Source organism: Hymenobacter sp., assembly GCF_031398885.1.
Lineage (GTDB): Bacteria > Bacteroidota > Bacteroidia > Cytophagales > Hymenobacteraceae > Hymenobacter.
Genome location: NZ_JANNOD010000127.1, coordinates 1 through 14,208, shown reverse-complemented (window position 1 = coordinate 14,208; position 14,208 = coordinate 1). Strand labels below are relative to the sequence as shown.

The window sequence follows — 14,208 nt, the reverse complement described above, 5'->3', positions numbered from 1 at the left end:
CCAAGACAACCACCAAGGACGGGGAGTTGGACGGCAAAGCCAAGGACGCCAGCGGCGAAAAAACCAAGATTAAGGCCAAAAACTAGTGCTCGTTTAGGTCAATAAGCAGGGGAGCGGGCCGGGCAATTTGTCCGGCCCGTTTTTTTGACTGGCCGGGCCGGCCCACCGGGCGGCTTTTGCGGCGACCTTTGCCAACAAACTGACCCGGTTCGGCGTTGGGGAAGGACAATTTTTCCGCTTCATCCTCGTTCCTTGCGCCCGCTCATGGCCGTAGTACCCTACAAAGACAATTCCGCCGACAAGAAATCGCAGGTGGCCCAGATGTTCAATTCCATCGCGGGCAAGTACGATTTCCTCAACCATTTCCTCAGCGCCGGCACCGACATTTACTGGCGGCGCAAGGCGGTGAACGAACTCAAGGCCCTGCGCCCGGCGCGCATCCTGGACATTGCCACCGGCACCGCCGACTTTGCCATTGAAACCCTGCGCACCGTCGCCCCCGATGCCCACGTGACGGGCGTGGACATCTCGGAGGGAATGCTGGAAGTGGGCCGCCGCAAGCTGGCCGCCAAGGGCTTGGGCCACCGCATTCGGCTGGAGCTCGGCGACTCGGAAAACCTGCCCTTTGCGGACGGCGAGTTTGATGCGGTCACGGCTTCGTTTGGGGTGCGCAACTTCGCGCATTTGGAGGCCGGGCTGGCCGAAATGCGCCGCGTGCTGCGGCCGGGCGGCAAGCTGGTCATTCTGGAATTCAGCAAGCCCACCGCGTTTCCGCTCAAGCAAGCGTATAATTTTTATTTCCGTCAGGTACTGCCCGTTTTTGGGAAGATGATTTCCAAGGACCAATCCGCCTACACCTACTTGCCCGCCTCGGTGCAAGCATTTCCCGACGGCTCCGATTTTTTGGCCATTCTAGCCAAAGTCGGCTTCAAAGAACCTGCATGGCAACCCCTCACCTTCGGCATCAGCTCCATTTACACGGCGCACAATTAAACCGCTTTTTCCTGCTGGGCCTGCTGGCGTTGCTGCTGCCCACGGTAGCGGTGGCGCAGCGCAAAGCCAGTTCGCGGGCCAACCGCAACCGGTCGGGCCAGGTGAAGTCCATCACGGTCAACAACCTACCGGCCTACGACGACCGGTGGCTTCATCCCGGAATGTACCTGGCCTTCACGGCTTCCCGCTACCGCATCGAGCAGTCGGCTTACTACATTCAGCGGCAAAACATCACGGCCAACCCCATTTACAGCCCCAGTCTGGGCGTGGGGTTCATCGGGGACGCGCGTTTGGGCGGGCCGGATTCGCCCTTTATCCTGCGCCTCGCGCCCGGCGTCGTCTTTCTGACCCAAAAAGTGGAGTTCAAGCCGCGGGGCTACCCCAACCCCGACTCGATTCAGGACCAGGAAATCACCTCCACCACCGTCCAGTTTCCGCTGCTGCTCAAGTACCAGTCGGACCGGCGGCGCAACGCGCGCATGTACATGATTGCCGGGCTCAACCCCACTTTCACGGCCAGCACCCGCCGCAGCGACCCGCAGCGTAATCAGTTGCGGGCCCTCGACAGCGACCTGGCCCTGGAGTACGGCGTGGGGCTGGACCTGTTCTACCCGCTGTTTAAGCTGGCGCCGGAGCTGCGCTTCTCGCACGGGCTCCGCAATTTGCTGGAGACGCGCAGGGACGTGTTCAGCCGCAGCTTGCAAAGCATGAGCACCAATTCGGTCACGCTGTACATCAACATTCAGAATTAGTTGGCAGTTGCTCGTTGTCAGTTGTTGGAAAACATTGACGGGAAACTGACAACGAGCAACTGCCAACTGCCAACTATTCAATGAAAACTGCATTCATCACCGGCGCATCGTCGGGCATCGGCCGGGCCGCGGCTGTGGCTTTGGCCGGGGCCGGTTTCCGGCTAGTGGTGTGCGGCCGGCGGCGTGGGCGACTGGAAGAGCTGGCGGCTGAGCTGGCGCCGGTGCCGGTGCACGTGCTGGCGTTTGACGTGCGCGACCGGGCGGCGGTGCTGGCGGCCGTGGCCACGCTGCCGGCCGAACTGCAAGCGCCCGACGTGCTGGTGAACAACGCCGGCGGCGCCCACGGGTTGGCCCCCATCCAGGACGGCGACCCCGCCGATTGGGACCTGATGCTGGACGCCAACGTGCGCGGCCTCCTGAACGTGACCCAGGCGCTGCTGCCGGGCATGACGGCGCGACAGACGGGTTTCATTGTGAACGTGGGGTCGGTGGCCGGGCACGAGGCCTACGCCAACGGCAATGTGTATTGCGCGAGCAAAGCGGCCGTGGCCATGCTCACCAAAACCATGCGCCTGGACTTGCTGCCCACCGGCGTGCGGGTGGCCGAAGTGAACCCCGGCGCGGTGGAAACCGAGTTTTCTCGGATTCGCTTCAAGGGCGACGAAGCCCGGGCGGCCAAGGTGTACGAGGGCTTTGAACCCCTGCAGCCTGAGGACGTGGCCGACATCATCGTGTTCATGGTGACCCGGCCGCCGCGCGTGACCATTGCCGAGGTGCTGGTGCTGGCCGGCGCGCAAGGCGCCGCCACTACCATCGTGCGTAAGTGAACCCCGGTTCCGGCCGGGAATGACCTGAGTGTGGGACCTTCCTCTTTCGTAGCACTGCATGGGGGCCCGTTGCGGCAAGCTACTTATCCACTGCGGCGAGGTGCTCCAGCATGGTTCGGTTTAGCTCGTGCTTGCCGACGAAGGTGAGCAGCTCGGGGGTAGCCCCTTGCTGCTGAAGGTGTTCCTGCTGTTGGGCTGCTTGGGCGCGAGAAATGTGTTCATCCCCGGTGCCAACCACCAAGCTTAGTCTAAGGCCTTGCAGCAAGCGCCGGGCGCTGTCCGGCGCTAAGTCGTCGGGAAAGCCACCGGCCCAGAGGATGAGGTGGGCGGGGCGGAAAGAAGCCTGGGCCAGCCAGCGGCTGACGGTGGCCGTGCCCTGCGAAAAGCCCAGCACCGTGACGTGAACACCGGCGGGGCATTCGGCCAGTATTTTGTCAACCAGCTGGTTGAGAAAGCCAATGTGGTCGTCGATTTCAGCCAGGCGGTCGTCGCGGGTCATCCAGCTGGCGCCGACCCGCCCGCCGTTGCCGCTGAGGTAGAAGCGGGACAGTCCTTCGGGGGCGATGACGACGGTGGCTGGGTCGGCTTCGGGAAGAAACGCGAAGTGGCGCGAAAAATAGGCCGCGAGCTGCCCGTAGCCGTGACACACGAACCACACGCGTTTGGTTTGGGGCGACGGTTGCCCGAGCTGCTGGTAGCGGGCCGAGCGGGTGACGGTGAGGTGATGTTCGGCCATTTTTGGCGTTGCAAATTGCTCGGTCAGTGTTCAGGATTGGTCCTTCAGCCAGCCCAAACCGGCGAGGAACCCGCAGAAGCTACTCACTTCGTAAATCATCGGCCGAAAAGCTGAATGGCATGAGGGCGGCCAGCGATTGGAAGCGCAGAATGGTGCCGTCGCGTCCGGGCAGCAGCAGCGGAATGGGCTGGCCCTGGCGGCTCTCGTACTCCAGCATCACCTGACGGCAGGCGCCGCAGGGGAAGGCGGGGCCAAAATCGCCGCCGCTGGGCCGGGCGGCCACCGCCATGCCCACGATAGGCCCGTGCGCCGGCTGGCCCGCCGCCAGGCCAAAGAGGGCGGTGCGCTCGGCGCAGAGGCCGGACGGATAAGCCGCATTCTCTTGGTTGGTGCCCCGGAAAATGCTGCCATCGGCCAGGAGCAGGGCCGCGCCCACGTGAAAGCCGGAATAGGGCGCGTAGGCGTCAGCAGTGGCCTCGCGCGCGGCTTGCCAGGCGGCCTGCTCGGGGCCGGTGAGGTCGGTGGCGGAGTCCAGCTCTTCGTAGGTAATAAGCTGCTGGCGGGAATTGCGGGCCATGCGGTCGGGCTAAGGGGGCGGCGAAGGTAATGACGCTGCGCTTAATGAGGAATGAAGAATGCGCAATGCGCAATGAGCAGTAAGCAGTGCGCAAAAGGAACGTCATGCTGAGCGTAGCCGAAGCATCTCGCGTGCGGCAGTAACTCAATCGGGCAACGAAGCGCGCGAGATGTCTCGGCAAGCTCGACATGACGTTCCTTTTGCTCCTTGCTCCTTGCTCCTTGCTCCCTGCCCACTGCTCACTGCTCACTGCTCACTCCTGAGCGCAGCGCCCAACCGTACTTTTGCCGCATGACCACCCGCCTGTTGTTGCTCGGGGCCGGCCGCTCGGCTGCTTCCCTCATTCAGTACCTGCTGCGCCACGCGCCCACCGAAAATTGGTTTTTGACCGTGGCCGACGCCAACCCGGCTCATTTGGTGCCGGTGCTCGCCGCGCATTCGGAATACGCCCGGGCGGTGCCGTTCGGAGTCGAAAACGACGCGCTGCTGGACGAGTTGGTGGAGCAGGCCGACGTGGTGATTTCCATGCTGCCCGCCGCGCTGCACCCGGTGGTGGCGCGGGCCTGCGTGCGGCACCGGCGGCACCTGGCCACGGCCAGCTACGTGAGCCCCGAAATCCGGGCGCTGCACGAGCCGGCCGTGGCGGCCGGCGTGACGCTGCTCATGGAGTGCGGCCTCGACCCCGGCCTCGACCACATGTCGGCCATGCGGGCCATTGAGCACATCCGGGCGCGGGGCGGGCGGCTCACTTCCTTCAAGTCGTACTGCGGCGGGCTGCTGGCTCCGGCGGCGGAGGCCGACAATCCCTGGAAGTACAAATTCACCTGGAACCCGCGCAACGTGGTGCTGGCCGGCCAGAGCACCGCCATGTACCTTGAAAATGGCCGGCCGCGCTTCGTGCCTTACCAGCAGCTATTTGCCCGAACCGAGACGCTGTCCGTGCCCGGGCACGGCGAGTTTGAGGGCTACGCCAACCGCGACTCGCTCGGCTACCGCGCGCCTTACGGGCTCGATGACATTCCCACCATCCTGCGCGGCACCCTGCGCCGGCCGGGCTACTGCGCCGCCTGGCACGCGCTGGTGCGCCTGGGCCTGACCGACGACTCGGTGAACCTGGGCAACGCCGCGACCATGACCTGGGCCGAGCTGGTGGAAGCCTACCTGCCCGCCTCCCTCATTCCGCATCTCGACCTGCCCGCGCGCCTGGCCGCCTACCTGGGCCTGAACCCCATCGGTGAAGAAATGGGCCGCCTGCATTGGCTGGGGCTGTTCTCGGCCCGGCCCGTGGGGCACGCCCACGCCACGCCCGCCCAACTGCTCGAACGCCTGCTCGGCGAAAAATGGCAGCTTCAGCCCCAGGACCACGACCTGATTGTGATGCAGCACCGGTTCGGGTTTGAGCTGGGTGGCGCCACCCGGCACCTGACCTCCTCGCTGGCCGTGGTGGGGGAAGACGCCACCCACACCGGCATGGCCAAGACCGTGGGCCTGCCGTTGGGCATGGCCGTGCGCCGGCTGGCGCGGGGCGAAGTAGCGTCGCGTGGCGTGCTCTTGCCCACCGCCGCCAAGCTCTACGAACCCATTCTGAACGAGCTGGCGGCGGAGTATGGCATAAGCTTCACCGAGGAAGAGCGCTGAGCCCGGCCCGTGCAATACCGCGCCAGTTGGGTCCGTTAAGGCCGCGCCATGCCCGCCCTACTAGCTTATTTTAGCTTATTTGAGAATGCGCCGCCGGCTCCTTGGTCGCCAGCTGCGCGAAATCGGGTGGGTGCGGCTGGCTGTGCTGGGGCCCATGTTGCTCGCGGCCGGGGGCCGGGCATTGGGTACGGCTGCCACGCACCCGCGGGGGCAGTGGGCCGTGCCGGTGGGCGTGGCGCTGCTGCTCGCCTCGGCGCACCGCCAGCGGGCCGACCTGCGTTTCTTGGCCACCAGCGCGCCTGATTTCCGGCGCTGGCTCGCGGTGGAGTACTTGGTTTGGGCCTCGCCCGTGGCCCTGCTCCTTTTGGTTTTCGGAGACTGGGGCGCCAGTGGGCTCACGTTGTTTCTGGCGCCGTGGGCGGCCGCATTGCCCGCCGCCCGGGAAGCCCGTAGCACGCGTCACCGCGCCCGCAGCGTGTTTCGCAGCGAGGCCTTTGAGTGGGTGAGCGGGATGCGAGCGGGCGGGGGGGGCGCTTGGCTGGTGCTGCTGGCCGCCGCCCTTTGGCAGCACGCCTCGCCGCTGGGGCCCGTGCTGGCCCTGGCCGGCTGGCTGCTGGTGTTGCTGGCCTGCTACGGCGTGCCCGAACCCGTGACCATGCTGGTGCTGGCCGCCCGCGGGCCCGGACAATTCCTGCGACGGCGCCTGGCGTTGGGCCTGGGCTACGCGGCGCTCACGGCGGCGCCGTTTGGGTGGCTGCTGGCTACGGGCCCGGCCGGGGTGGGCGGGGCGGGGGCCGTGATGCTGGCTTGGCTGGGGCTGCTGGGGCTGCTTATTCTGGCCAAATACGCCTTCTATCCCAACGCCATGCACATCCGCACAATCCAGGCGCTGGTGGTTGGAGTGGCAATGGCACTGCCGGGCAACCCGGTGTACCCGCCCCTGCTGCTGGTGGCGGCGGGCGGGCTCATCTGGCAGAGCCAGCGGCGGCTGCGGGCCGTGTTGGGATATTCAAAAAGGGTTGATTCGTGAGCATTGGGTCGAGATTTAAGCAATAATAATCTGCATCATCCATGCTCGAAATAAAGAATCTACGCAAAGCCTATGGCCGGCACGTGGTGCTGCACGACGTGAGCCTGGCGCTGCTGCCGGGCGCCGTTCACGGGCTGGTGGGGGCCAACGGCGCGGGCAAAACCACATTGCTGAACTGCCTGTGCGGCTTGGAAACGGACTTCGGCGGCACCGTGTGCGACACCGCCGGTCGGCCCATCCGCGAGCACACCGGCCTGCTGCCCTACGAACCCTACTTCTACCCCCGGCTCACCGGGCGCGAGTACCTGGAGTTCTGCCTTCAAGCCCGCAACCGGCCCCTGACGGATTTCACCGGCTGGAACCGCCTGCTGGAGCTGCCGCTCGACCAGTACGCCGACGAATACTCGGCCGGCATGCGCAAAAAACTGGCCCTGCTCGCCCTGCTGGTGCAGGACTTCGACTATCTGATTCTGGACGAGCCCTTCAACGGCCTGGATTTGGAAGCCAACCTGCTGCTCAAGGAAATGCTGCGGCGCCTGCGCAACCGGGGGACGGGCATCCTGCTCACTTCCCACCTGCTAGGGGCCCTTACCGAAACGGCCGACGAAATCACCGTGCTGGTGGCCGGGCGCGTGCAGCGCCACTACGTCGCCGCCGAGTTTGCCACGCTGGAGCAGGACCTGCTCAATAGCCTACACCAGGAAAAGCTGGGGCTGCTTGATGCGCTGATGGTTACTTCCGGCCCGTAGCCCGCCCAACAAAACAGAGCCGGGTAAGCGCTTCGGGTAGCTAAAGCGCCAAGTAAAAGCCCGCGAGCAAGGCCTGGAATTCGGCCGAGTAAACGGCGTCATCCCCGGCGGCCCGCACGGTCATTTCCGTAGCTCTTATCAGCACCTTCGCGCGCTGAAAACCGACGATATGCCGCAGCGGCCGGCCGTCGGGCCGGTGCCGCACCACTAGCCGCGTGGCCGGATACAGCTGCGCCGCGGCCGCAGTTTCCTCAAAATCTCTCATTTCCGCCGGCGGCAACAATACGGTGAGCCGGCCACCCGGCGCGAGAAAGTCGGCGGCAAAGCTGGCCAGCGCTTCAAAGGTGAGCGTGTCCGCGGCTTCGTGCCGGGCCGTGGTGCGGGCCGCGTTGGGCGAGCGCAGCGCCTGCCGGAAGAACGGCGGGTTGCACACCACGTGGCTAAACGCGGCGGGGCGGCTGGCCGCGTACGCGGCCAGGCTCAGCGGCCACACGCGGATGCGGGCAGCCCAGGGGCTGGCCGCGGCGTTGGCGGCGGCCTGCGCGGCGGCGGCGGCTTCCCGCTCAACGGCTTCGATGACGACCGTGGGGTGCCGCTGGGCGGCCATCAGGGCCAGCAGGCCGGTGCCGGTGCCAATGTCCAGCAGGCGGGTGGCGCCAGCGAGGTCGGCCACTGCACCCAGCAGGCAGGCGTCGGTGCTCACCTTCATGGCGCAGCGGCTTTGCTCAACGCGGAATTGCTGGAACTGGAAGTAGTCGTTGGGCAAGGAGGTGCAAGTAGTTACCCGTTGGTGATTGACGATTGGTCATGGGCGCGCTAAATTACTCCCCCCTCATCAGCCCCTGACCACTGTTAGGAATTGCTATTGGTTGGACCAGTTAAATGGCCCCCCCCACGCCGGATTGCCCGCAGCTGCGTCCCCCACCGGCGGCCTTGTAGCCGGGCCATCGGGCGGCACACCGGGGCCCGCAGCTACGGCCATCGTCAGTTGGGTCCTGCCCCGATGCTGCCACTCAACCCGGTCTTGCACCACCTTGCACCCCAGGAAGCAAGCGCAGCGGGTGGATTTGGTGCTCCGCTCCAAGGGGCGATTACCACGGTGGGGCTGGTTCGGCAACGATGGATTTCTGGCGGAAAAACTCCGCGTAGGCCCGGTTGTCCCAGTTGTCTTTATTTGGCGAAATGTCGCTGAAGAAAATGGTAACCGGCCGGTCGGCTAGCGTGTCTATCCGTACGTCGGCGCTGGGAGTGGAGCGTAGGTACCGGTAGCGAGCCGTGAGCTGTTGGTCGTAGCGGGTGGCGCGTCCGTGCAGCAAATCGCGGTAGGCCAGCAAGGTGTTGTTGGTGCTGAAGCGGTAGCCGGGGTCGCGCTGGTGGTGGTTGTAATCGGTAAATAAGACCAAGGGCAGCCACGCCAGCAACAACCACCGGGCGAAAGCGGGCAAGCGGAACAAGGCCAAATCGGGCGCGCTCCTGACAAAGTAGAACACCCAGGCGTAGGCCGCCAGCAGCCAGTTTACGGTGAAGCACAGGTAGAGCAGATTTTGGGCGCGGGGCGGCGGGACGTTGCCGCTAACCCAGATAACGGGAAAAAGGCCGGCGGCCAGGAAAGCCGGAACCAGCAACGTAAGCAGCAGGGGCTGCCGCACCAGTTGGTGAAGGGGCAGTGGCCGCCGGGCCAGCCGGGCAAACACCGGCACGAGCAACACCGTGACCACCACCAGCACGCCGTTGCCCAGCCAGTTGACCAGGCAGTAAGTCCCGAAGTTGATGATGCGCAGCCCGCACCCCACCACGCCCGGCGACGCGACTTGCTCCTCCACCACGCGCGCGGTGTTGCCGGGCGCCAGAAACGCCACCGCGCAACCCGCGCTCACGGCCAGCGCCACTCCCCAGCCCACCGGCCGCCGCTGCTGCCGCGATGCGTGCAGCACCACGCCCCAGGTGGTCAGTAGCACGGGCACGGCAATGGTCTCGTTGCAACCCACGGCTAGCACCAGCAAGACGGCCGTGCTCACCAGGTGATAGGGTCGGGCGGGTTGCTCCTGCCGGATATGCAGCGTGAGGGTCGCCAGCGCCAGCAGCAATAAAATCCCCGGCACCAGGTAGTTGAAGGCGCTGGTGAGCCAGTACACCCATTCCGCGGTGTTGGGCAACTGGAAAGCAATTAGCAGCAGCAGGCCCGCCCCGGCTTGCCCAAGCTGCCGCGCGGTCAGGCCGGCCCCGCGCAGCAGCGTGCGCAGCAGCCACACCAGCGCACCCAGCATGGCCCCGAGCAGCAGAAAGCACACGAGCCCGTAGCCGGCCTTGTCGTGCCCGTACGAAACCGGATTGAGGAAGCTCCAGCCCAGCATGGCCGTGTAGCGCCCGGTCCAGTGAAAATACAGGTAGCTCACGTAGCCCCAGTGCCCGTGCTTGGCCACGTCGTTGGCCTGCAGAAAGTCGTCTGCCGAAGGATGCGCAAACCAGCAGAGCACGAAAAACGGCAGCACGCTCAGCCAGATGAGCACTTCCCCCAGGCGGGCGGGCAATTGCCGAAGGCGGGAAGCAGCGGGTGCCAAAACAGGTTTCATAGGTTGAAAAGTAGGATGCATTAGTAGTTCTGCTATTGGCTGGGCAAGTCAAATGGGGCCCTGCGGCACTGCCAGCCTAACTCGCTTGAGTTGACCAACCCGGTTCACGCGTTTTGCCTCCGCCGACGGGGCAGCTCGGGCACTACCTTCTAACCGTTCATTATCAACTCGTAGCCTTCGTCCACCAGCAGGCCCTTGCCCAGGGCGCTTTGCACGGCCAGCACGTCGCAGCGCTCGTTCTCCGCGTGGCCGGCGTGGCCCTTTATCCAGTGGAAGCTGACCTTGCGCTGGCGGTAAATCTTCAGAAAGCGGCGCCACAAATCCTCGTTGGCTTTTTTGCCGAAGTCGGGCTTTTTTTCCCAGCCGAATACCCAGCGTTTTTCCACGGCATCGACCACGTACTTGGAGTCCGATACCACGCGGATGGGCAACTCGGGCCGGGTCACGGCTTCGAGGCCGGCGATGACGGCCAGTAGCTCCATGCGGTTGTTGGTGGTGCGGCGGAAGCCCTGGGTCAGCTCCTTTTCGTGGGGGCCGTAGCGCAGGATGGCGCCGTAGCCGCCCGGCCCGGGGTTGCCGCGCGCCGAGCCGTCGGTGAACAGGTGAATCATGGCTGGTGGTGAGGTGGCAAGGCGATGGGGCAACGGAGTGATGAAGGGGGCGAGCGAGTTAGGAATTAATCATGCCTCATCACTTCATTACCTTTCCCCCCATCCCCTTACCCTGGAAATTCTTTGGCAAAAAACTGCACCAGCGCCTCAAAAGCGGCATCGGGCACGGCCGGAAAGTTGGCGATGCGCACGGTGGTGTTTTTCAGCGGGCCGTAGCCGCTGCCCAGGTGCAGGCCCGCTTCGAGGGCTTTGCGCTTGATTTCCTCAATGGTGCTGGCTTCCCCTTTCAGGCCGATGACGGTGGTGGAGCGGGTTTCGAGGTTGGCAATGAGGGGCTGGAGCGGCGTGGCCTGCTCGAAGAAGTCGTACAGTTTCTGGGCCCGGTCCACCAGGTGCTGGTGCACGGCTTTGATGGGCTCGCGGTCGGCCAGCACCCGGCCCAGCAGGTAAATGCCGAGGACGTTGGGCGTGTAGTTGGTCTGGAAATTGAGCATCTGGGCCAGCATGGCGGGCAGGGCGTTGTAGTGCGCCCGGTCGTTCACGGCCTTGGCCTGGGCCACGGCCCGCGGCGAGAGAATGAGCACGCCCAGGCCCGCCGGCAGCCCGAAGCATTTCTGCACCGAGCCAAACCAGACGTCGGCCTTGATGTATTTGAGGTTAAGCCCAGCCAGCGAGCTAGTCGCGTCCACGGCCAGCAGGGCGCCGCCCAGGCGGTTGTAGAGGTTCAGAACGAAGCCCTCGCGCAGCTGGGTGGCGGTGCTGGTTTCGTTTTGGGTGATGCACACCAGGTCGGTGTCGTCGGCCGCGAAGGGGAGGGCCGCCACGTCGGGCACTTCTTCCAGCCCGAAGGCCAGGCCGGTGCTGGCGGGCCGCAGGGCCTGGGCGTACTTCAGCCATTTCTCGCCAAAGTCCCCGTTGTGGAGGTGAAAGCTGCGGCGGGGCGTCAGGCTCTGGGCGAGGATTTCCCAGCTCTCGGTGGCCGAGCCCGTGAACAGGACGGTGTAGTCCTGGGGCACGTTGAGCTTGATTTTCAGGTCGGCCACGGTCTGGCGCACCAGGCTGGTCACCTTCTCGGAGCGGTGGGGGGCCGAGAGCCAGCCCTCGTCGAAGGCGTCGGCCAGGTACTGGCGCACGGCGGGGTACACGGCCGCGGGCCCGGGGTTGAAGGTGTATTTCTGAACCACGGAGTTATCGGATTAAGCGGATTGGTCGGATTTTGGGGACGAGTACCGGCGGCGGTGCGCGGGGCAAAGTTCGTGCGCCGCGGCGGTTCTTCTTTGCGGCCCTGGCCGGAAAGCCGGCTCCAAAGCCGTGCCGCTGGCCGGCATCCGCGCATCGTCTCCGAAATCCGACCAATCCGTGCAATCCGACCAATCCGCGGTTCGGGCAGGCTCACACCCGAAACCCGACGCGCTTGGGCTGCTGGTTCACGAACCATTGCACCGCCAGCCGGTAGCTTTCCAGCCCGAAACCGCTGATGCTGCCCGCGCAGTACCGCCCCAGCAGGCTTTTCTGGCGGAAGTCTTCGCGGGCGGCCAGGTTGCTCAGGTGCACCTCCACCACGGGCGCGGCAATGGCGGCCACGGCATCGGCCAGGGCCACGCTGGTGTGGGTGTAGCCCCCGGCGTTGAGCACGATGCCGTGGTGCGAAAAGCCTACTTCGTGCAGCTTGTCGATGAGCGCGCCCTCGTGGTTCGATTGGAAATGGGTAAGCTTCAGCTTTGGAAACGCGGCTTCCAACTCGGGGAGAAAATCTTCGAACGAGCGGTTGCCATAAATGCCCGGCTCGCGGCGGCCCAGCAGGTTCAGATTCGGGCCGTTGAGAAGGAGAATGTCCATTTTTTAGTGAGCAGTTATCAGTGAGCAGTTAGCAATGGTCAGCGGGAGCGGTGTTTGCGCGTTCAACCAGCCAGCTTCGTTTCTCGACCTTTGCAGCCGCAAGCTAGACTTGTGCGCCGCAATTGCTCACTGCTCACTGCCCACTGATAACTGAAAAAATGACCTGGCCCGTTGCCATCCATCAATTTCAGGGCTACCTGCAGCTCGAAAAGTCCCTGTCGCCCAACTCGGTGGAGGCTTACGTGCGTGACGTGACCAAGCTGCAGCAGTTTCTGGTGCTGGCGCGGCTGCACGTGGGCCCCACGCAGGTGACTACGCCCGTGCTGCGCGACTTCCTGGCCACGCTGCAAGGCCTGGGCCTGGGCGCCACCTCGCAGGCCCGCACGCTGTCGGGCCTCAAGGCTTTCTTCAACTTCCTCATCATGGAGGACCTGCTCAAGCTGGACCCCACCGATACCCTCGAAGCCCCGAAAACCGGCCGTCACCTGCCCGACACCCTTAGCTACCCCGAAGTGGAGCAGCTGCTGGCCGCCATCGACCTGAGCACCAACGACGGCCTGCGGGCCCGCGCCCTGCTCGAAGTCATGTATTCGTCGGGCCTGCGCGTGAGCGAGCTGTGCGACCTGCGCCTGTCGAACATGTACGCCGAGCAAGGCTTCGTGAAAGTGGTGGGCAAGGGCAACAAGGAGCGGCTGGTGCCCATTGGCCGCGAGGCGCTCAAGCACCTCAACTTCTACCTCAGCGGCGTGCGCGGGCACCTCGACATCAAGAGCGGCAGCGAAGATTTTGCGTTTCTCAGCCAGCGCGGCCGGCCGCTCTCGCGCATCACGGTCTTCACCACGCTCAAAAAGCTGGCCGAGCAGGCGGGCCTGCGCAAAACCATCAGCCCGCACACGCTGCGGCATTCCTTCGCCACCCACCTCATCGAGGGCGGGGCCGACCTGCGGGCCGTGCAGGAAATGCTGGGCCACGCCAGCATCACGACCACCGAAATCTACACCCACCTCGACCGCGACTACCTGCGCCAAGTCATCACCGAATTTCACCCCCGCAGCTAGAAAAATGACCGTCCGGTGCGGCTGTTGCGAGTGCTAAATTATTGGCATATATTGCAATGCCTTAACCTCATTTTCTGATATGAAAGCCTCTTTTCGCCCGCTTCTGGCCAGCGGCACGCTGCTGCTGAGCCTCATTTCCCAGGCCCATGCCCCGGCCCGCACGGTGCTCAAGGCCGGCACGCTCGTGGTGCTTGAAACCACCACCTTGCTCTCGTCGAGGGATGCTCAGACGGGCCAGACGGTGGGCCTGCGCGTGAAGTACGACGTGATGGTGAGCGGCCGGGCCGTCATCAAAGCCGGGGCCTCCGGTAGCGCGCAGGTAACCAGCGCCGAGCAACGCAAGGGCATGGGCAAAGAAGGTAGCCTGGCCATCAAGCCGACGGTGGTGCAGGCCGTGGACGGCCAAATGGTGCCCCTGACCGGCAGCGGCAATACTTCGGCCGGCAACGATACCAAGGGCGCCGCCATCGGGCTGGCCGTGGTGGTCAGCCCCTTGTTTCTGCTGAAAAAGGGCAAGGATGCCACCATTCCGGCCGGCTACGAGATGCAAGCCAGCGTGGCGTCCGAGACGACCATCGAGTAGGGGCGGGGGCAGCAGGTTTCCGGGTTTTCGGCGGCCGGGCGCTGGCCGGGAGTTGTCGGCGTTACGGTTTGGCGTGGGAAAGACCGGGAGCGCGGGTTAATTGCGTAAATTTGGCCTTTACGCCCTTGTCGAATGGCCGATAACCGATACCGAAATCCACCCGCTGGCTCCGCGGCCAACCGCCCCGCCGAGCCGGCCGCCGCGCGCCGCAACGAGCCCCGCCCGGCCGCCCCCGCCTCCGA

Annotated in this window: 15 protein-coding genes; 8 read left to right on the top strand and 7 right to left on the bottom strand. The window is 64.9% G+C overall.

The window, feature by feature from the left end:
- The first annotated feature begins 264 nt into the window (after nucleotides 1-264).
- The 3 genes from ubiE (at nucleotide 265) to RMO51_RS22215 (ending at nucleotide 2,572) form a co-directional block, all read left to right on the top strand.
- Complete coding sequence (gene ubiE, locus RMO51_RS22225) at nucleotides 265-993, top strand: bifunctional demethylmenaquinone methyltransferase/2-methoxy-6-polyprenyl-1,4-benzoquinol methylase UbiE (RefSeq protein WP_310398186.1); 729 nt, start codon at nucleotides 265-267, stop codon at nucleotides 991-993.
- Entirely contained in the window at nucleotides 942-1,745 is an 804-nt protein-coding gene (locus RMO51_RS22220; protein ID WP_310398185.1) for a porin family protein, read from the top strand. The genes ubiE and RMO51_RS22220 overlap by 52 nt, the downstream gene beginning before the upstream one ends.
- Before the next feature lie 80 nt (nucleotides 1,746-1,825).
- Entirely contained in the window at nucleotides 1,826-2,572 is a 747-nt protein-coding gene (locus tag RMO51_RS22215) for an SDR family NAD(P)-dependent oxidoreductase (RefSeq protein ID WP_310398184.1), read from the top strand.
- Nucleotides 2,573-2,651: 79 nt separating this feature from the next.
- Here the strand turns inward: RMO51_RS22215 and RMO51_RS22210 are convergent, their stop codons facing one another.
- Nucleotides 2,652-3,308: a phospholipase gene (locus tag RMO51_RS22210; RefSeq protein WP_310398183.1), complete on the bottom strand. Its 657-nt coding sequence runs from the start codon at nucleotides 3,306-3,308 to the stop codon at nucleotides 2,652-2,654.
- A 79-nt stretch (nucleotides 3,309-3,387) separates the two neighbouring features.
- Entirely contained in the window at nucleotides 3,388-3,885 is a 498-nt protein-coding gene (locus RMO51_RS22205) for a cytidine deaminase (RefSeq protein WP_310398182.1), read from the bottom strand.
- 291 nt (nucleotides 3,886-4,176) lie between these two features.
- Here RMO51_RS22205 and RMO51_RS22200 point away from each other — a divergent pair, with 291 nt between their 5' ends.
- From RMO51_RS22200 to RMO51_RS22190, 3 genes are all read left to right on the top strand, one after another.
- The gene (locus tag RMO51_RS22200) at nucleotides 4,177-5,523 is read left to right on the top strand and encodes a saccharopine dehydrogenase C-terminal domain-containing protein (protein ID WP_310398181.1); all 1,347 of its coding nucleotides are present in this window, start codon (nucleotides 4,177-4,179) and stop codon (nucleotides 5,521-5,523) included.
- Between the two features lie 85 nt (nucleotides 5,524-5,608).
- Complete coding sequence (locus RMO51_RS22195; protein ID WP_310398179.1) at nucleotides 5,609-6,553, top strand: hypothetical protein; 945 nt, start codon at nucleotides 5,609-5,611, stop codon at nucleotides 6,551-6,553.
- 41 nt (nucleotides 6,554-6,594) lie between these two features.
- Nucleotides 6,595-7,302: an ATP-binding cassette domain-containing protein gene (locus RMO51_RS22190; RefSeq protein WP_310398178.1), complete on the top strand. Its 708-nt coding sequence runs from the start codon at nucleotides 6,595-6,597 to the stop codon at nucleotides 7,300-7,302.
- A gap of 40 nt (nucleotides 7,303-7,342) precedes the next feature.
- On the opposite strand, the gene RMO51_RS22185 is transcribed toward RMO51_RS22190, so the two are convergent.
- From RMO51_RS22185 to aroQ, 5 genes are all read right to left on the bottom strand, one after another.
- Entirely contained in the window at nucleotides 7,343-8,068 is a 726-nt protein-coding gene (locus RMO51_RS22185) for a methyltransferase (RefSeq protein WP_310398177.1), read from the bottom strand.
- A 325-nt stretch (nucleotides 8,069-8,393) separates the two neighbouring features.
- A complete protein-coding gene (locus tag RMO51_RS22180; RefSeq protein ID WP_310398176.1) occupies nucleotides 8,394-9,875 on the bottom strand; it encodes a DUF6056 family protein in 1,482 nt (493 codons plus the stop codon).
- 149 nt (nucleotides 9,876-10,024) lie between these two features.
- Entirely contained in the window at nucleotides 10,025-10,486 is a 462-nt protein-coding gene (rnhA, locus tag RMO51_RS22175; protein ID WP_310398187.1) for a ribonuclease HI, read from the bottom strand.
- A gap of 107 nt (nucleotides 10,487-10,593) precedes the next feature.
- Nucleotides 10,594-11,670: an aminotransferase class V-fold PLP-dependent enzyme gene (locus RMO51_RS22170; RefSeq protein ID WP_310398175.1), complete on the bottom strand. Its 1,077-nt coding sequence runs from the start codon at nucleotides 11,668-11,670 to the stop codon at nucleotides 10,594-10,596.
- A 208-nt stretch (nucleotides 11,671-11,878) separates the two neighbouring features.
- Nucleotides 11,879-12,325, bottom strand: a complete 447-nt coding sequence (aroQ, locus tag RMO51_RS22165) for a type II 3-dehydroquinate dehydratase (RefSeq protein WP_310398174.1) — start codon at nucleotides 12,323-12,325, stop codon at nucleotides 11,879-11,881.
- A 158-nt stretch (nucleotides 12,326-12,483) separates the two neighbouring features.
- Between aroQ and xerD the strand changes: the two genes are divergently transcribed.
- Nucleotides 12,484-13,383, top strand: coding sequence for a site-specific tyrosine recombinase XerD (gene xerD / locus RMO51_RS22160; protein ID WP_310398173.1), 900 nt, complete (start codon nucleotides 12,484-12,486; stop codon nucleotides 13,381-13,383).
- Between the two features lie 79 nt (nucleotides 13,384-13,462).
- On the top strand, nucleotides 13,463-13,966 hold the full coding sequence (locus RMO51_RS22155) for a hypothetical protein (protein ID WP_310398172.1): 504 nt from the start codon (nucleotides 13,463-13,465) through the stop codon (nucleotides 13,964-13,966).
- Nucleotides 13,967-14,208: the final 242 nt, after the last annotated feature.